Genomic DNA, 17,633 nt, shown 5'->3' with positions numbered 1-17,633 from the left:
GAAGGTTTGTCGGTAGATATTCAACACCAAGGAATATTATGAATATGTTAAAAAATATGAAGCTGGGAACCATGCTGGGCTCAGGCTTTGCCCTCATCATCCTGATTGGCTGTCTTGTCGCTTTATTTGGCCGTGTGCAACTGACCGAATTGGGGGGTAATATCCAGCTGTCGCAGGTGAGGATTAATAATCTGTTGCTGATGCAGGAGGTTAAAGACAACATCAATACTATGTCTCGTATTATCAGAAATATTGCATTGATGGACGACCGGCAAGAAATGGAAGAAGAAGAGAAACGCATTGTCAAGCTGCTGGCGCGTAACAGCGAATTATTTAGTCAGATTAAGGAGCGCACCGTCTCGCCGGAAGCCAGGGCACGTACACAAGCTCTGGAGGCTCTGATACCGTCCTACCGTGCGACAGTGAGTAAGGCGATCAGTGTTGGGATGTCAGGGCAGCCAGAAGAAGCCCGTGCGGTGCTGTTCGGTGAGTTGCGTGATGCGCAAAGCGGTGTTTTTAATGCACTGGATGCGATGATTTCATTTCAGGCAAAGTTGACTGTTGATACCGCAAACGAATCACAACAACAGGCCATTTCCGCGGGTTTGCTCATGTTGATTATCGCGGCATTGGCGGCCCTGTTGGGAGCGCTGGTCGCCTGGGGCATTACCTACCGGATTAAGAAACAACTGGGTGGCGAACCTACTTATGCGGTTGAAATTGCACAACAGGTGGCCCAGGGCAATCTGGCGCTGCACGTCCAACTGCGCCCGGGTGATACCCATAGCGTTCTGGCGGCGATGGCAGCCATGCGTGATGGCTTGAGCAACACGGTTAATCAGGTGCGTGAGAGCAGTGAGTCTATCGCTACCGGGGCTGGCCAGATTGCGATAGGTAACACCGATCTGAGCCAGAGGACGGAAGAGCAGGCGTCTAACCTGCAACAGACTGCGGCCTCCATGGAGCAGATGAACACCACCATCAAACAGAATACCGATACCGTCCATATGGCATCGGAGTTGGCCAACTCCGCCAGCGCTACGGCGGCCAAAGGGGGAGAGGTGGTGAATAATGTCGTCTCCACCATGGAAGACATCTCCGCCAGCTCACGCAAAATTGGCGACATTATCGGCGTCATTGATGGTATCGCTTTCCAGACCAATATCCTGGCGCTGAATGCCGCCGTGGAAGCTGCCCGCGCAGGTGAACAGGGGCGTGGCTTTGCCGTGGTTGCCGGTGAGGTACGGTCGCTGGCGCAACGTTCTGCTTCCGCTGCTAAAGAGATCAAAGATCTGATTAGCGAGAGTGTGCAGAAAGTGGAAACCGGGTCACACCAGGTAAACGAAGCGGGAACCACGATGGGTGAAATCGTGGAACAAGTGCGCCGTGTAGCGGGGTTGCTCAGTGAAATCGGTGTTACTACCCGTGAACAGGCTCAGGGTATTTCTCAGGTGAATGACGCAGTTAATCAGTTGGATGAAGTTACGCAGCAGAACGCCGCATTGGTAGAAGAATCTGCTACCGCCGCCGACAGTCTGAGCGATCAGGCCAAGCGTCTTGTCGAGTTGATGAGCACTTTCCGCTTAAGCGATGCCAACGTGAGCAAAGCCAGTCCGCAGACTCCTTCCCGCCCGGCGCAGACGTTGAAACTGGCAGGGAAAACAACGTCTGGGACGCAAGACTGGGAATCGTTCTAACCCTGCCGTTCGCGTAACAGTAATTACAAAAGGCCGCATTCGCGGCCTTTTGTCCGTTGATGTGCCCCAAACGTGAATGACCCCTCCCGGGTTCCCTCTTGCCAGAGAGTTTATGCTGATAACCTTTTGATATATAAAGATAAAATAAATAAAATATCACATTTTTTAGTTTATTAACTTATTAATAATAAATTACAAAATTAACCAGTCGATAAAACATGCGTTGAATTTTTAAAAAAAATGCAACATATGCTCATGCTTACATACATCCCCTTTAAGTCATCGTTAACCACCAGAGTGCGGTTTGGATCCACTATTAAAGGAAAATCTGAGGTCTTTTATGAATAAGTTAAAAAAAATGAAACTTAGCACTATGCTTGGAAGCGGTTTCGCGCTGGTGATTGTTATTGGCTTTCTTGTCGCACTGTTTGGCCGCATCGAGCTGGTGTCTGTTGGCAGCAATCTGAACTATCTGTCCAATACCCGGCTAATCAATCTGCTGTTGATGCAAGAAATCAAAGATAATATGAATATCATCGCACAGGACATCCGCGATAGCTCGTTGTACAGCGATCCCCGGCGTGTGGAGGAGAAAATCCGTCATGTTGAAGAGATGATGAAAGCTAACAGCGAGTTATTAAAACAGCTTGATGGAGTCATAAAGCTGCAAAAAACGCGTGAGCTGTTTGAAAACTTTAATGCAGTACGCCTTGAATATAGAAATTCCGTCAAAAAGGCGATCGACTTTATCCGCTCAGGTCAACAGGATAGTGCCCGTAATGTCATTCTGAACGAAGTGATAGGTACGCAGGAAAAGGCGCTGTCCACCCTGACAACCATGATTAATACGCATAGGAACGATACGGTTTCCATGTCTCAACGGTTTATGTCGGATGCCAATTCCGCCGGTACTCTGATGTTAATCCTCACCGCCATCAGCGCCTTGCTCGGCGCGCTGATTGCCTGGGGGATCACCCGTACGGTAAGGGGGCAGTTGGGTGGCGAGCCGGCCTATGCGGTACATATCGCCCGGCAGGTGGCGGAAGGCAAGCTATCCATGCCGGTCGATCTGCGTCGTGGCGATAGCAGCAGCCTGCTGGCAGCCATGAACGGTATGCGTGAACACCTGCAAGGTATCGTGCAACAGGTGCGTGAGAGCAGCGAATCCATCTCCATCGGCGCCAGTGAAATCGCGGCAGGCAGTACGGATCTCAGCCAGCGAACGGAAGAGCAGGCTGCCAGCCTGCAACAAACGGCTGCATCAATGGAGCAAATGAGCCAGGCTATTCGTCAGAATGGAGAAACGGTTCGTTCTGCCACCCATTTGGCGAATTCTGCCAGCGATACTGCGGCCAAAGGCGGCGATGCAGTTGGCAATATCGTGCAGACCATGCAGGAAATCAGCGGCAGTTCGCGGAAAATCGGCGACATTATCAGCGTGATTGACGGCATCGCTTTCCAGACCAACATTCTGGCTCTGAACGCGGCGGTCGAAGCCGCCCGTGCTGGCGAACAGGGGAGGGGCTTTGCCGTGGTCGCGGGGGAAGTTCGCTCTCTTGCTCAACGCTCCGCTTCCGCCGCTAAAGAGATCAAAGATCTGATCGGCGAAAGCGTCGCCACAGTGGATAAAGGCGCGGCATTAGTTGGCGATGCGGGCGACACTATCAATGAACTGGTAAGACAGGTGCGCAACGTCGCCTCGATGATTACCGAGATTGGCGTCACGACTGAAGAACAGGAGCATGGCATCAGCCAGATTAACGATGCCATCAACCAACTGGATCAGGTGACCCAGCAGAACGCCGCGCTGGTGGAAGAATCCGCCAGCGCCGCCGACAGTCTGAGCGATCAGGCCGCCAAGCTGGTGGAGCTGATGAGCGTATTCACTGTTGCTCAGGCGCGTAGAACACCTGCGGCTGCGCCGACATTAAACAAGCCGGCCCAGCCTAAACTTGCGCTCTCCTCCAGCAGCGACTGGGAACAGTTCTAAATGACGACCCTGAATATTTTATAAACAGCAGCGCTAACCGCTAAAACGTGCCTGAAGTACTTTCTCCTCAATGACAAGGAAAGGTAAATAAAAATCAGAGGGCGTGTTACCAAACTCATGCCGCATTGGTGGCCTGAGTTTTTTGTATGGATTACAGCGCCCTGCGCAGCCTTGCCACCGCTTCATGCATCTGCGCTCCCGTCGCGGTTGCAAAGGAGAAGCGCAGCGTTGAATAGTCCGGCGTATCAGGGAAAAAGAATTCACCCGGCACGAACACCACCCCCTGATGCAGCGTTTTTTTCAGCCAGTCGGTGGTATTAAACGGCTGACGGAATGTAGCCCACAGAAACATACCGCCTTTCGGCTGGTTAAAAGTGATGACCTCGCCCAGCTCTTTGTCGATCAAGCCAGACAACTGCTCGCTTTTTTCCTTGTAGGAATACCGGATTTTTTCAATCTGCGCCTCCAAACGACCCAACCCCAGATAACATTCCACGATGCTTTGCGACAGTGCGCTGGCATGTAAATCGGCAGCCTGTTTAATAATGGCGACTTTATGCAACAGCCAATCCGGCAGGATCGCCCAGCCAAGACGTAAGCCCGGCGCGAGGATCTTTGAAAACGTGGAGGTATAGAGCACCTGTTCCGTATTGCCCAGTTCATCCTGAGCCAGTTGGAACAGTGTTGGGTGACGTTCTTCGGTAAAACGCAATTCCCCGTAAGGATCGTCTTCGATAATGACAAAACCATAACGCTCCGCCAGGGTGATCAACTGCTTGCGACGCTCATAACTCAGGGTAACGCCGCTGGGATTACCGAAGTTCGGCACGATGTACACGCCTTTAATGCGCCGTTTTTGCAACAAAGTTTCCAGCTCATCCACCACCATGCCATGTTGGTCGGAGGCAACGGACATCACCTGCGCCTGCGCCAGTTCAAGCGTTTGCAACGCAGCAAGGTAGGTCGGGCGTTCAACCACAAATATGTCGCCCGGATCAACCATCGCACGCATAATCAAATCCAGCGCCTGCTGTGAACCCGCTGTCACTACGATGTCTTCAGCCTGCGTTTTCACGCCACGCGCCGCGCAAAGAGCGGCAATGCGCTCGCGTAAAATCGGGCTGCCTTCTGTTAACCCATATTGGAAAGCGCTGGTCGACTGCTCGGTGATGGCTAACTGCGTTGCCTGCTTCAGACCGTCAAAATCAAACAGTGCATCCGACGGTATTCCTCCGGCCAGCGAGATAATATTATCCATCTTGCTCTGTTTAAGCAGTTCACGAATGGCGGAACTTTTCAACTGCGCGATACGGTGCGCCAGTAACCCTTCAGACATTTTTCTTCCCATACCTTATTGCAGAACAGGTCGGCAAGCTGACCTGAATTCGATTAACCACCCAGATAGGCTGAACGTACCGCTTCATTTGCCAGTAATGCCGCACCGGTATCTTCCAGCACCACATGACCGTTTTCCAACACATAACCACGGTCGGCCAGACGCAGAGCCTGATTGGCGTTTTGTTCCACCAGGAAAATGGTCATGCCTTCTTCACGCAGTTGCGCGATGGTATCAAAAATTTGCAGGATGATAATCGGCGCCAGCCCCAGAGAGGGTTCGTCCAGCAGCAATAAACGCGGCTGGCTCATCAATGCCCGGCCAATGGCCAGCATTTGCTGTTCGCCGCCGGACATGGTGCCGGCACGCTGGGCGCGTCGCTCATACAGACGTGGAAACAGGCCGTATACTCGCTCGATCCGCTGCTGATACTGGTCCCTATCGGCAAAGAACCCACCCATCGCCAGATTCTCTTCTACCGTCATGCGAGAAAATACGCGACGACCTTCGGGGACAATGGCGATCGCCTCACGCATAATCTGCGCGGTTTGCCAGTGGGTGATGTCTTTACCATCAAAGGTGATGGCGCCTTCCGTTGCTCGCGGGTCGCCACACAGCGTACCCAGTAATGTGGTTTTACCGGCGCCGTTGGCGCCGATGAGCGTAACGATTTCGCCCTGCTCAATATGCAGGCTCACCTGATGCAGCGCCTGGATTTTACCGTAATGGGCCGAAACCTGATTTAATGACAGCATAAACGTTATCCTTCACCCAGATAAGCACGGATGACATCCGGGTTATTGCGAATTTCAGCCGGGGTGCCGTGGGCCAGCGGCGTCCCCTGATTGACGACATAAATCCTGTCGGAAATCCCCATGACCAGCTTCATGTCATGTTCAATCAGCAGTACAGAAACCTGATGGCGATCGCGCAACTCAGCGATCAGCTGATCCAGCTCGTCGGTTTCTTTCGGGTTAAGTCCGGCGGCAGGCTCATCAAGCATTAACAGCTCCGGGCGTGTCACCATACAGCGGGCGATTTCCAGCCGGCGCTGTTGACCGTAGGCCAGATTGCCCGCCTGGCGGTTGGCCAGCTCCAGCAAACCGATGCGTTCCAGCCACACCGCGGCGCGATCCTGGGCGTCTGATTCCGCACGACGGAAGCCCGGCGTTTTCAGCAACCCGGCGAACACGCCGCTTTTGAGGTGCTGATGTTGCGCCACCAGCAGGTTTTCAATCACGGTCATTTCACGGAATAAACGTACGTGCTGGAAGGTGCGCACTACGCCCATCCGGGCGATTTTCTGTCCTGGCAACCCTTCAAGATGTCGATCGCGCAGCATAATCGTGCCGCCGGTGGGGCGATAAAAGCCGGTCAGGCAGTTAAATACCGTGGTTTTACCCGCGCCGTTCGGGCCGATCAGCGAGACAATTTCCCCCGCGTGAATATCCAGCTCAACATTGTTGACCGCCAGCAGACCGCCGAAGCGCATCATCAGACCTCTGACCGATAATAATGGCTGCGTACTCATGCCTGCTCTTCCTTCTTACCTACTTTCAGCTTCATTTGCGGGCGCTTCATCGGCAGCAAACCTTGCGGGCGCCAAATCATCATCAATACCATCAGCGCACCCAGCAGCAACATGCTGTATTCGTTCAGATCGCGCATCAGTTCACGCGAAACCACCAGCAGTACGGCTGCGAGGATCACCGCAAATTGCGAACCCATGCCGCCCAGTACCACAATCGCCAGCACAAATGCAGACTCGGCGAACGTAAAGGATTCCGGGCTGACAAACCCCTGACGGGCTGCAAACAGCGTACCGGCAAAACCCGCGAACGCGGCGCTGATGGTAAATGCCGTCAGCTTGATCCTGGTCGGGCTTAACCCCAGCGAGCGGCAGGCAATTTCATCATCACGCAACGCTTCCCAGGCGCGGCCCAGCGGCATACGCAACAGGCGGTTGATCACAAACAGGGTCAGCACCACCAGCAGCAACGCCACCAGATAAAGGAAGATAATGCGATCACTGGGGTCGTACTTCAGGCCGAAAAAGTTATGGAAGGTATCCCAGCCGTCGCGGACGCTGCGGCTGAACTCCAGGCCAAAGAAGGTCGGTTTCGGGATCTGGCTGATGCCGTTCGGGCCGCCGGTGATTTCGGTGTTGTTCAGCAGCAGGATACGAACAATCTCACCGAATCCCAATGTGACGATCGCCAGATAGTCGCCCCGCAGACGCAATACCGGGAAGCCGAGCAGGAAACCTGACAACGCGGCCATCATGCCTGCCAGCGGCAGACTTTCCCAAAAGCCCAAACCGTAGTAGTGGTTCAGCAAGGCGTAGGTATAGGCGCCGATGGCATAAAAACCGCCATAGCCTAATACCAACAGACCAGACAGCCCAACCACGACGTTAAGTCCCAGTCCCAGCATCACGTAAATCAGCGTGAGGGTGGCAATATCCACCGTTCCGCGTGACACCAGAAACGGCCAGGCGACGGCGGCGATAATCAGCAGGATCGCCAGCACTTTCTGCCGCGGCGTACTGCCGTCAAAGCTCGGTAATACCAGCGACGGGCCAGAAAATTTCTTCATGCTCTGTTGAAGGAAAGGGCGGATTAGCTGGAAGAAAAAAACCACCACGCAGCCTGCTCCGATCCAGTACCAGCGAACTTGATCGGCTCCCCGGACAACCAGTCTGGTGCCATCAAGCTCCAGTTGCATACCCATGATAAAGGCAGCCAGCACCAGCAGCATAAACGCCGAGACGAATGCATTGAAAAGACTGAGCTGTTTCATACCTTCTCAACCTCCGGACGCCCAAGAATACCGGTGGGCATTACCAGCAGCACCACGATCAACAACGCGAACGACACCGCATCTTTGTACTCGGTGCTTAGATAAGCCGATGTCAGCGCTTCCGCCACGCCCAGAATCAACCCGCCGATCATTGCGCCGGGAATACTGCCAATACCGCCAAGTACGGCGGCGGTAAAGGCTTTCATCCCCGCCATAAAGCCGATGTAAGGGTTAATCACCCCATAGAATTGCCCCAGCAGCACACCCGCCACCGCTGCCATCAGCGCGCCAATCACAAAGGTCAGGGAGATCACCCGGTCAGTGCTGATACCGAGCAGACTGGCCATTTTCAGGTCTTCCGCACAGGCGCGGCAGGCCCGTCCCATGCGTGAATAGCGAATAAACAGCGTCAGCGCCAGCATCGCCAGGAACGTCACAATCCAGATGGTCAACTGCATGGTACTGATCGTCGCGGCAAAGCCGTTGCTCTCGCCCAGCGTCCATTGCCCGGTTATCAGACTAGGCAGCGCGACATCACGGGAGCCTTGCGTCAGGCTGACGTAGTTTTGCAGAAAAATTGACATGCCGATGGCGGAGATAAGGGCGATCAAACGCTTGGACGTGCGTACCGGACGATAGGCGACGCGTTCGATGCTCCAGCCATAGGCGCTGGAAATCACCACGGCGGCGATAAAGGCCACGCCGATTAATAACCAGCCTGCATCAATGCCCATCATCATCAGGGCAGCGATAACGATAAAAGAGACATAGCTACCGATCATATAGACTTCGCCGTGGGCAAAGTTAATCATGCCGATAATGCCGTAAACCATGGTGTAGCCAATGGCGATCAGCGCATAAGTGCTGCCCAACGTCAGGCCGTTGAACATCTGCTGAAGAAAATAGAGGAACTGCTCGGACATACCTTAACCTTAAACTCAGCCCCCGCGTCTTACGAGCACGGGGGCATCGGTATTGAGGGATTAATACAGAATCGGTTGATTATTTCACAACGCTGGAAGTACCGTCTGCGTGCCACTCAAATACACCAAACTCGAACCCTTTCAGGTCACCTTTTGCGTCCCAACTTAATGGGCCCATCACGGTATCAACTGATTTTGCTTTCAGATCGCTTGCCAGCGAGTCTGGTTCCATGCTGCCGCTACGCTGCATGGCAGTAGTCAGGGACTGCAATGCGGCATAGGTCGTCCAGACGAATGGGCCTGTCGGGTCGAGCTTTTTCGCTTTCAGCGCGTCGACGATCGGTTGGTTTGCCGGCACCTGATCGTAACGCTTAGGCAAGGTGACCAGCATACCTTCAGAGGCTTCACCCGCGATATTAGACAGTGATGAGTTGCCCACGCCCTCTGGCCCCATAAATTTGGTCGTCATGCCCGCCTGGCGGGCCTGGCGCAGAATTTGCCCCATTTCCGGGTAGTATCCGCCAAAATAAACGAAGTCCACGTTTTCTTTCTTCAAACGCGCAACCAGCGTGGAGAAGTCTTTGTCGCCCGCTGTCACACCTTCAAACAGCACAACGTTCGCCCCGGTTTTTTTCAGGTTATCCTGAACAGAACGAGCCAATCCTTCGCCGTATTGCTGTTTATCATGCACAATGGCGATACGCTGAGGTTTAATCGTCTCGACAATGTATTTCGCGGCGGTCGGGCCCTGATCAGAATCGAGGCCGGTGGTGCGCAGTATCAGTTCATAACCACGGGTGGTCAGGTCGGCGTTGGTCGCGGCTGGCGTAATCATAATCACGCCTTCTTCTTCGTAAATATCAGACGCAGGCTGGGTGGAGGAAGAACACAGATGACCAATCACATAGCGAATACCGTCATTAATAACCTTGTTTGCTACGGCGACCGCCTGTTTCGGGTCACAGGCATCATCATATTCAACGCCAACCAGTTTATTGCCGTTCACGCCGCCTTTGGCATTGATATCGGCAATGGCCTGACGTGCGCCAATGAACTCCATATCGCCATACTGCGCTACCGGGCCAGACATTGCACCGACAACCGCCACCTTAATATCTGCGGCGTTTGCAGCCTGACTCAATGCGATTGCCATGCATCCCATCAGCAGTGTTTTACCTTTACTAAATTTCATCCGTTTACCCTATGTATCGTTATTATGGATACTGTCGAAAAATTGACGGTTCAGTGTCATAAGATAACCTTTTTCCTGATATACAAAAATAGGTTAAGCCTGTTAGTAGTGATAATTTATAATAAGTTTTTATTTTTCATATTATTAAGCAGGATTTTTATGCTGTGAATTAACGAATTCTATCAAAGGCGAGCTGTCTTCACAGCATAAAATGCTAGCTTTAAAACCCAGCATTTAATTTATTTATGCTTGCCTGTGTTACGTTGCACGTGAACCGATGACGGTTTACTCGAAAAATTGGAGAATCAAAAAATAATTCTCCCTGTTAAAATTTATCATGTAACTATTTGACTACAAATAAGATATATTATTCTTCACTCATTTAATGGAGTGCTCGTAAATGAAACTGACCGTTGAGTGTCTTACTGAATTCAGTCACCAGGATAAAATTGATCTGGCTAAAATCTGGCCGCATCAGAATCTCGATCTTCTGCAAGCTGGGCTGGCACTGGATCGCCGCTTATTTGTCGCCCGTTTTAATGATCGGTTGTTAGCGGGGGTGATGGTGGAAATCAAAGGGGAATACGCCCAACTGAGCGATCTTGTGGTACGTATAGAAACCCGACGACATGGGGTAGGTCTGTATCTCATAGAGGAGGTACTCCGGCAATTACCCGACATCAAAGAGTGCTGGCTGGCTACTGCCGATCACGCTGCGGTTGATGAGTCGGTGCTGGGGAAATTTATGATTAGTTGCGGTTTTTCGCCGGTGTCTGGCGGCTGGCGTTTTATCAGAAACTGAAGTAGGCAAAGGCAAGATTGATGTCATCAAAAAAAACGACCGGGCAACCGGCCCGGTCGTGAGTGCTGAGATTACGCTATCAGGCTTCAATCGCCGCCCGTAGCTTTTTCATCGCATTCTTTTCCAACTGCCGTACCCGCTCTGCGGATACGCCATATTGGTCAGCCAACTCCTGCAATGTTGACTTGTTATCATCATCCAGCCAGCGCGCACGAATGATATGCTGGCTGCGCTCATCCAGGCTTTCCAGCGCGTAGGTCAGTTTATCCGCCGCATGATTGTCCCAGTTATCTTCCTCGATGCCATCGGCAAAATCAGAGGATTTATCCTGTAGATAAAGCATTGGCGACATCGCTTTGCCGTCATGCGTCTCTTCGTCCGGCGTGGGATCGAACGTCATATCCTGTGCGGCCATGCGGGATTCCATCTCACGCACATCTTTGCTGGTGACGCCCAGTTCACGCGCCACCAGTTCAACTTCGTCCTGATTAAACCAGCCAAGACGTTTTTTAGATTTTCTCAGGTTAAAGAATAACTTACGTTGCGCTTTGGTGGTCGCCACTTTCACGATACGCCAGTTACGCAGAACGTATTCGTGAATTTCAGCTTTAATCCAGTGCACCGCGAAGGAGACCAGACGAACGCCCACTTCAGGATTAAAGCGGCGCACCGCTTTCATCAGACCGATGTTTCCTTCCTGAATCAGATCCGCCTGCGGCAGACCGTAGCCAGAATAATTACGGGCAACATGAATAACAAAACGCAGGTGCGACAGAATAAGCTCTTTAGCGGCTTCCAGATCGCCCTGATAATGCAGCCGTTCAGCCAGAGCCCGCTCTTCCTCCGCCGTCAGCATCGGATAGGCATTGGCGGCTCTAATGTAACCTTCCAGACTGCCCTGGGGAACTAAGGTGAAAGTTTGCATATCTTTAGTCATTCAACCCCTCTCATTACTTATTTATGCGGTGCTTCTCACGAGAGAACCGCTCAGGCGATTGTCTCCGACAAACCGCGATATTAATACTGCTTTACGCTGCTGTTTTGCAACAATCATGGCGCAGCATCTGTATATTCAGACTGTGATTCCGCTCGCAAGTTCCTCATATTTTTATCCATCTTATTTAACATATCAAGACGAATATCAGTGAAAATCATGCGCCGACAGCAGCGAAAAAAGCGCTGCGGCCAAGGGGTTTTCCCCTGTGCTCATAGCCTGAATGACAAGGGAAGATTATAGCAAAAAAAGATTACTGTGGTGTAAAACGGCGTAAATGTTGGGCTGTAGCCAGCCATGCGGCCAACCAGCCAATCATCGCCGCGATAAGCAACAACAGCAGGGACTCATCCCAACTTAGTCCTTTTACTGTAAAAGTGGTTCCAAACACTGATGCAACCTGAGTGACGACAGCACCCAGCTTCCACACCAATGCTTGCGACAGGATTAACGACAGCACGGCGCCGCCAAATCCCATTACAGCGCCGCCGTTCAGGAATGGCCGCAGGATAAAGCCATCGGTTGCGCCAATCAGTTTCATGACATTAATGGTTTCACGACGGCTGAAGATACTCAGGCGAACACTGTTGCCGATCACTAAAAAGACGGCGATCACCATTAATATGCCAATTGTCGCGGAAATCTGCCCAACCAGATTGGTTAATGCCACCAGCCGCGCAAACCAGCTGTCGTCCATGCGCACTTCATCCACGCCTTGTGTCGCCGCCACCCGGTCGCGCAGCGTCGTGAGGGTATCTGCACTCTGGAAATTCATCTTGGGGGTAATAATGGCCACCGCCGGCAACGGGTTTTCTTCAAGCATATCCAGCGCACCGCCAAAGCCAGACCAGTTACGGAACTCGCTCATTGCCTCATTACGCGACAGATAATTAACCTTCTCGACCCCGTCTTCTGACTGAAGTTGGGCGATTACCGCTTGTGCGGCGTTATCATCCAGGGATTTATCCAGATATACGGTTAACTGCGGCGTGGGATACCATTGCGTTGCAGCCTGACTGACATTTTTCCATATCAGATAACAAATACTCGGCAACGCCAGAGAAATGGCAATCACCATCACGGTTAACAGCGTCGCCAGCGGCTGACGCAACATATCGGCCAGTGTGTTCATCCAGGCGTAGCGCCACTGTTCCCGCCAACCGCCACGCAACGACTTGGCTTTCATGCCGGGCTTTTTCACATTACGGCTGTTATTCGCCATGATGGTTTCCCCCAATCATGCGACCTTCGGATAGCGTCATTACCCGATAATTCCGCCGGGATATCAACCCGGTGTCATGGGTTGCCATCAATACGGTTACCCCCACCCGGTTGAACTCTTCAAACAGACGCAAAATGCCTTCGGACAGCACATCATCCAGATTACCTGTCGGTTCGTCCGCCAGTAAAACGGCGGGCTTATTGACCACTGCCCGCGCAATACCGACACGCTGCTGCTCCCCGCCTGAAAGCTGGATAGGGTAGTTTCTGGCTTTATCCAACAAACCCACCTTATCGAGCGCGGCGGACACCCGACGGCGGATGTCTTCGCTGCTGGCGCCGGCAATGACGAGCGGCATCGCCACATTGTCATAAACGGTACGCTCCATCAGCAGATGATGATCCTGAAAGATCATCCCGATCTGACGGCGCAGAAAGGGCACTTCACGCTTTGTTAAGCGGCTGATGTTGTGTCCGCTGAACAGAATCTGACCCGCACTGGGGCGTTCAATACCGCAAATCAGTTTCAGCAGGGTGCTTTTCCCCGCGCCTGAATGGCCAGTCAGAAAGGCCATTTCCGCCGGGCGCAGATGAAAATCCACCCCCAGCAAGGCCTGGCGTCCACCGAGATAAGCTTTACTGACCTGTTCAAAGCGAATCATCCGTTTTAATCCTCTCGGGCAAAAAGTGCCTCAATAAAATCGTCAGCCTTGAATGGCCGCAAATCTTCGATACCTTCACCTACTCCAATATAGCGGATAGGAATACCAAACTGGTCGGCGATAGCGAAAATCACCCCGCCTTTGGCGGTGCCATCGAGTTTGGTCAGCGAGATCCCCGTTAATCCGACGGCCTCGTTGAACAGCTTGGTCTGACTCACCGCGTTCTGTCCGGTACTGGCGTCCAGCGTCAGCATCACTTCATGCGGCGCTTCTCCATCCAGCTTTTTCATCACGCGCACAATCTTTTTCAACTCTTCCATCAGATGGGCTTTGTTCTGCAAACGACCAGCGGTGTCTGCAATCAGAACATCCACTCCACGAGCTTTCGCGGCCTGAATGGCATCGAAAATCACTGAAGCCGAGTCGGCGCCGGTATGCTGCGCCACCACCGCCACATTGTTGCGCTGGCCCCAGACCTGGAGCTGTTCAACCGCAGCGGCGCGAAAGGTGTCTCCCGCCGCCAGCATCACCGATTTACCCTGCGCCTGAAACTGCCGCGCCATTTTGCCAATCGTCGTGGTTTTACCGACGCCGTTAACCCCGACCATCAGGATCACGTAAGGCATTTTGCCTTCGATATTCAGCGGTTCATCAACTTTGGCAAGGATGGTCGCCATTTCTTCTTTCAGCTTAACAAAAAGCGTATCCGCATCTTTCAGTTGTTTGCGGTTGGCGTGCTCTATCAGGCTGGTAATGATCTTACGCGTGGTTTCAACGCCGACATCGGCAATCAGTAACTGTTCTTCCAGTTCTTCAAACAGATCGTCGTCGATTTTCTTACCGCGAAACAATCCGATAAATCCTGAACCAAGATTCTGGCGGGTTTTAACCAGACTGCGTTTCAGGCGGGCAAAGAAACCTTCTTTAGTCGGACGCTCCTGTTCGTACATTGCCGGAGCCGTGTTATCGGGCTGGAGGTCTTCTGGTTCAGCTTCAATGACCGGCTCAGTTTCCCCGGCGTTATCCTCAACCAACGGCGTTGTATCCGTCAACGGTGCTTCCGCGTCGGCGTGAGGCTGTTGCGCCCGTTCCTGCCCGGTCATCACGTCGTTTTCCAGTATGGGGGATTCACTGGATTCTGGTTCATGTTCGGCGACCAGATGGGTATCAGTATCCGTAATTTCAGATTTATCTTGCGGTTGCTCTTGCTGTTCTTCGTCCTGTCGGCCTAATCCCAGCCAGGAAAAAAAACCGCGCTTCTTTTCTTTTGTCATGTTGCAATCGCGCTCCACGCCGCTTGCTACAGCGAATAAATAATTAAAACCAAACTATTTTGCCTACAAACGACGAGTTTAACACTTTCCCGCCGACATCAACATGCAGCCAGGAGGGACAATGGCCGACAATCTCGGTAACGAAGTATGTCAAACCGGTAATTTGCGCCGTCACCTGCACTTTTGCATTGCGTGGCTTAAACAACGTTATCTTAACATTCCCTCAACCCCTTACCGCCGTTAGAATAGCGCCTATATTTCCCTGACTGTGTCGGCTGGTTGCCCCAGTACGACAATCAATACGTGAGCTATGGCTAAAAAAAACGCATCGTCAGCCGCCGGACAGATCCGAATCATCGGTGGTCAGTGGCGCGGCAGAAAACTCCCTGTTCCCGATAGTCCCGGTTTACGGCCCACCACCGATCGGGTTCGTGAAACATTGTTCAACTGGCTGGCGCCGGTTATCCAGCAGTCGCGGTGTCTGGACTGTTTTGCTGGCAGTGGCGCACTGGGGCTGGAAGCGTTATCACGTTATGCCGCTTATGCCACACTGCTGGAAATGGAACGCGCCGTGGCTCAACAATTAACGCAAAATCTGACTTTGCTCCGGGCAGAAAATGCGCAGGTCGTTAATACTGATACTTTGCGCTGGCTGGCTCAGGCAGGCGAACCGTTTGACGTGGTGTTTGTCGATCCGCCGTTCCGCAAGGATTTGTTGAACAACTCGTTATCACTGCTGGAACAGCAAGGATGGTTAGCGCCAGAGGCGTGGATCTACGTGGAAACCGAGGCGGAGAATACGCAGTTGGCTATTCCGGGCAACTGGCGACTGCACCGCGAAAAAATGGCCGGTCAGGTGGCGTATCGTTTATATGTCCGCCAGGAGAAAACAGGGGGAACACCGTGATATGGATTAATCTGGGTCGATTATTGATGCTGGGCGTGTGGGGATTTCTGCTATTTAACCTGATTCACCCTTTCCCCAAGCCACTGAATATTTTTATGACAGTGGCGATGGTGTTTATGATCCTGATGCACGGTTTTCAACTGCTGCTGCTAAAGTCGAGCCAGCCAAAAGAAAACTCATCACTGAGCCAGGCGCTTCAGGCGCGCATTTTTCTGTTTGGCGTGTTTGAACTGCTGGCCTGGCAGAAAAAACAGCCTGAACAGCCCGGAAAATAAGCGTTATTCTTGATGGGGAGCAAAGCCGACAAAACGGGTTCCCTTAACTTGCAACATACCCCGCATACCTTTATCAAGCCGATGATATTCCGTCTTGCCAAGCCGCAGCGTAATATCATTTCCGCCATGTAGGGGATGAAATATCGCCTCAAAACGCATATTTTCCATCATCACCACTTCATGTTCGCGGGAACGGCTGCGAGTACGCGGAAATTCACGTTTGGTTTTCACTTCCGCCAATATCGTGCGCAGCGGCGTGGCGTCATTCAACGCTTCCTGATGGCGCTGACGTTGGTACTGGCGCCATGCCAGCGTAAGGATCAGCGCGAAAGCCAGTATCAGCAACAGCGGGATTTCACTCATTCGTCAGTTTTTTTTGCCTGGAAGGTAAGGAAAATGCGTGACATTATCGCCCAGCTCGGAAATTCGGGCGCTGCCCTTTTCAGTTACCGCATCAATACGGATCACGGCTTGTAAAGGAATAAAGCTACGGCTGACGCCTGAAAATTCAGTTTTCAGCTTTTCAGTGGAGGGGTCAACCAGTAGCGTTGATTGGCTATCGAATACGAAGTCAGCAATTTCAATAAAACCAAATAGATTGCTTGGCACCAACTCACGCACATAAAGCTGATAGTTTTTACCGTTATTCATAAACTGAATACGATAAAGTGCGGGTTCATTGCTCATTCAACAACACTCTCCTTCAGGATGTTTCACATGCGCCAATCAGCAGATCAAACGGGCTGATAACATAACATGAAGCACCGGTATACGCATCTGTCTCACCCAATGTTGTTTATACTCCTACACTGAATAATAAGACGGTGGACGCCGTGACGGATTTATCCACTCAGGTGAGAGATAACACTTATTCCGGGTTTCTTTTATCCGGCAGGTTTAATTCAGAAAAGGACAATCTATGCTTTGGTCGTTTATTGCCGTGCTCTTTTCCGGCTGGTTGTATGTTGACGCCAGCTACCGTGGTCCGGTATGGCAGCGCTGGCTGTTCAAACCCGTTACCTTGTTATTACTGCTGGCGCTGGCCTGGCAAACGCCGATACTGAGTGCGCCGGGTTATCTGATTGTCATCGGGTTGCTGGCCTCGCTGGTTGCGGATACCTTGTTATTATTGCCGACACAACGGCTCCTCTATGCGTTCGGCGCCTACTTTCTCTCTCATTTGCTCTATACGATAAGTTTTTTCACCGGCCAGATGGCGCTCACGTTCTTCTGGCCACTGGTGCTGGTGCTTATCATTCTGGCCGTAATACTGATGGTGATTATCTGGAGCCGTCTGGGTGTTCAGCGCTGGCCGGTATGCGCGTTTATCATTATGACCACCCTGATGGTCTGGGTTGCCGGCGAGCGTTATTTTGCCCTCGGAACGGATTATAATTTCTCGCTGTTGGCAGGCAGTTTGTTGCTGTTTATCGCCCATGCGGCCTGGCTTATTCACCACTACCGCATTAATTTTCGCGCCCATCAGGCCATTGTGGCGGCATGCTATTTCGGCGGACATTTCTTAATCGTTCGCTCGCTCTATTTTTAGTGCACACAAAGT

At 52.1% G+C, this 17,633-nt stretch carries 19 protein-coding genes; 7 read left to right on the top strand and 12 right to left on the bottom strand.

The window, feature by feature from the left end; all coding sequences use genetic code 11:
- Window positions 1–38 precede the first annotated feature (38 nt).
- Both BIY29_RS05230 and BIY29_RS05225 read left to right on the top strand, forming a co-directional pair.
- Window positions 39–1,697: a methyl-accepting chemotaxis protein gene (locus tag BIY29_RS05230; protein ID WP_121574097.1), complete on the top strand. Its 1,659-nt coding sequence runs from the start codon at window positions 39–41 to the stop codon at window positions 1,695–1,697.
- A gap of 340 nt (window positions 1,698–2,037) precedes the next feature.
- Window positions 2,038–3,687, top strand: a complete 1,650-nt coding sequence (locus BIY29_RS05225) for a methyl-accepting chemotaxis protein (RefSeq protein WP_121574096.1) — start codon at window positions 2,038–2,040, stop codon at window positions 3,685–3,687.
- 151 nt (window positions 3,688–3,838) lie between these two features.
- On the opposite strand, the gene BIY29_RS05220 is transcribed toward BIY29_RS05225, so the two are convergent.
- From BIY29_RS05220 to BIY29_RS05195, 6 genes are all read right to left on the bottom strand, one after another.
- Window positions 3,839–5,023 (bottom strand): aminotransferase-like domain-containing protein, encoded by a 1,185-nt coding sequence (locus BIY29_RS05220; RefSeq protein WP_420808406.1) that lies wholly within the window; start codon window positions 5,021–5,023, stop codon window positions 3,839–3,841.
- A 53-nt stretch (window positions 5,024–5,076) separates the two neighbouring features.
- The gene (gene livF, locus BIY29_RS05215) at window positions 5,077–5,778 is read right to left on the bottom strand and encodes a high-affinity branched-chain amino acid ABC transporter ATP-binding protein LivF (RefSeq protein ID WP_121574094.1); all 702 of its coding nucleotides are present in this window, start codon (window positions 5,776–5,778) and stop codon (window positions 5,077–5,079) included.
- A gap of 5 nt (window positions 5,779–5,783) precedes the next feature.
- Window positions 5,784–6,554 (bottom strand): high-affinity branched-chain amino acid ABC transporter ATP-binding protein LivG, encoded by a 771-nt coding sequence (gene livG / locus BIY29_RS05210; protein ID WP_121574093.1) that lies wholly within the window; start codon window positions 6,552–6,554, stop codon window positions 5,784–5,786.
- The gene (locus BIY29_RS05205) at window positions 6,551–7,822 is read right to left on the bottom strand and encodes a high-affinity branched-chain amino acid ABC transporter permease LivM (protein WP_121574092.1); all 1,272 of its coding nucleotides are present in this window, start codon (window positions 7,820–7,822) and stop codon (window positions 6,551–6,553) included. Before BIY29_RS05205 ends, livG begins: the two co-directional genes overlap by 4 nt.
- Complete coding sequence (livH, locus tag BIY29_RS05200) at window positions 7,819–8,745, bottom strand: high-affinity branched-chain amino acid ABC transporter permease LivH (protein WP_121574091.1); 927 nt, start codon at window positions 8,743–8,745, stop codon at window positions 7,819–7,821. The genes BIY29_RS05205 and livH overlap by 4 nt, the downstream gene beginning before the upstream one ends.
- A gap of 79 nt (window positions 8,746–8,824) precedes the next feature.
- Complete coding sequence (locus BIY29_RS05195) at window positions 8,825–9,937, bottom strand: branched-chain amino acid ABC transporter substrate-binding protein (protein ID WP_121574090.1); 1,113 nt, start codon at window positions 9,935–9,937, stop codon at window positions 8,825–8,827.
- A 400-nt stretch (window positions 9,938–10,337) separates the two neighbouring features.
- Between BIY29_RS05195 and panM the strand changes: the two genes are divergently transcribed.
- Entirely contained in the window at window positions 10,338–10,739 is a 402-nt protein-coding gene (gene panM / locus BIY29_RS05190; protein WP_121574089.1) for an aspartate 1-decarboxylase autocleavage activator PanM, read from the top strand.
- A 79-nt stretch (window positions 10,740–10,818) separates the two neighbouring features.
- Here the strand turns inward: panM and rpoH are convergent, their stop codons facing one another.
- The 4 genes from rpoH to ftsY form a co-directional block, all read right to left on the bottom strand.
- Window positions 10,819–11,676: an RNA polymerase sigma factor RpoH gene (rpoH, locus tag BIY29_RS05185; RefSeq protein ID WP_121574088.1), complete on the bottom strand. Its 858-nt coding sequence runs from the start codon at window positions 11,674–11,676 to the stop codon at window positions 10,819–10,821.
- A 310-nt stretch (window positions 11,677–11,986) separates the two neighbouring features.
- Window positions 11,987–12,955: a permease-like cell division protein FtsX gene (gene ftsX, locus BIY29_RS05180; protein WP_121574087.1), complete on the bottom strand. Its 969-nt coding sequence runs from the start codon at window positions 12,953–12,955 to the stop codon at window positions 11,987–11,989.
- Entirely contained in the window at window positions 12,945–13,616 is a 672-nt protein-coding gene (gene ftsE / locus BIY29_RS05175; RefSeq protein WP_121574086.1) for a cell division ATP-binding protein FtsE, read from the bottom strand. Before ftsE ends, ftsX begins: the two co-directional genes overlap by 11 nt.
- Window positions 13,617–13,621: 5 nt before the next feature.
- Complete coding sequence (gene ftsY / locus BIY29_RS05170) at window positions 13,622–14,890, bottom strand: signal recognition particle-docking protein FtsY (protein ID WP_121574085.1); 1,269 nt, start codon at window positions 14,888–14,890, stop codon at window positions 13,622–13,624.
- A gap of 121 nt (window positions 14,891–15,011) precedes the next feature.
- Here ftsY and BIY29_RS20795 point away from each other — a divergent pair, with 121 nt between their 5' ends.
- The 3 genes from BIY29_RS20795 to BIY29_RS05160 all read left to right on the top strand — a co-directional run bounded on the left by BIY29_RS20795 (window position 15,012) and on the right by BIY29_RS05160 (window position 16,072).
- Complete coding sequence (locus BIY29_RS20795; protein ID WP_276310280.1) at window positions 15,012–15,134, top strand: hypothetical protein; 123 nt, start codon at window positions 15,012–15,014, stop codon at window positions 15,132–15,134.
- Between the two features lie 66 nt (window positions 15,135–15,200).
- Window positions 15,201–15,797 carry a 16S rRNA (guanine(966)-N(2))-methyltransferase gene (rsmD, locus tag BIY29_RS05165; protein WP_121574084.1) on the top strand — a complete coding sequence of 199 codons (597 nt, stop codon included), beginning with the start codon at window positions 15,201–15,203 and terminating at the stop codon, window positions 15,795–15,797.
- A complete protein-coding gene (locus BIY29_RS05160; RefSeq protein WP_121574083.1) occupies window positions 15,794–16,072 on the top strand; it encodes a DUF1145 family protein in 279 nt (92 codons plus the stop codon). Before rsmD ends, BIY29_RS05160 begins: the two co-directional genes overlap by 4 nt.
- Before the next feature lie 3 nt (window positions 16,073–16,075).
- Here the strand turns inward: BIY29_RS05160 and BIY29_RS05155 are convergent, their stop codons facing one another.
- Both BIY29_RS05155 and BIY29_RS05150 read right to left on the bottom strand, forming a co-directional pair.
- Window positions 16,076–16,435, bottom strand: a complete 360-nt coding sequence (locus BIY29_RS05155; RefSeq protein ID WP_121574082.1) for a DUF2500 domain-containing protein — start codon at window positions 16,433–16,435, stop codon at window positions 16,076–16,078.
- 3 nt (window positions 16,436–16,438) lie between these two features.
- Window positions 16,439–16,759, bottom strand: coding sequence for a DUF1820 family protein (locus BIY29_RS05150; RefSeq protein ID WP_009114875.1), 321 nt, complete (start codon window positions 16,757–16,759; stop codon window positions 16,439–16,441).
- Window positions 16,760–16,991: 232 nt separating this feature from the next.
- Between BIY29_RS05150 and BIY29_RS05145 the strand changes: the two genes are divergently transcribed.
- Window positions 16,992–17,621: a lysoplasmalogenase gene (locus BIY29_RS05145; protein ID WP_121574081.1), complete on the top strand. Its 630-nt coding sequence runs from the start codon at window positions 16,992–16,994 to the stop codon at window positions 17,619–17,621.
- The last annotated feature ends 12 nt before the right edge of the window (window positions 17,622–17,633 follow it).

Origin of the sequence: Brenneria alni (genome assembly GCF_003666245.1) — a bacterium.
GTDB lineage: Bacteria > Pseudomonadota > Gammaproteobacteria > Enterobacterales > Enterobacteriaceae > Brenneria > Brenneria alni.
Note: the sequence above shows the minus strand (reverse complement) of the source record. Positions and strands in the feature narration are given on the sequence as shown.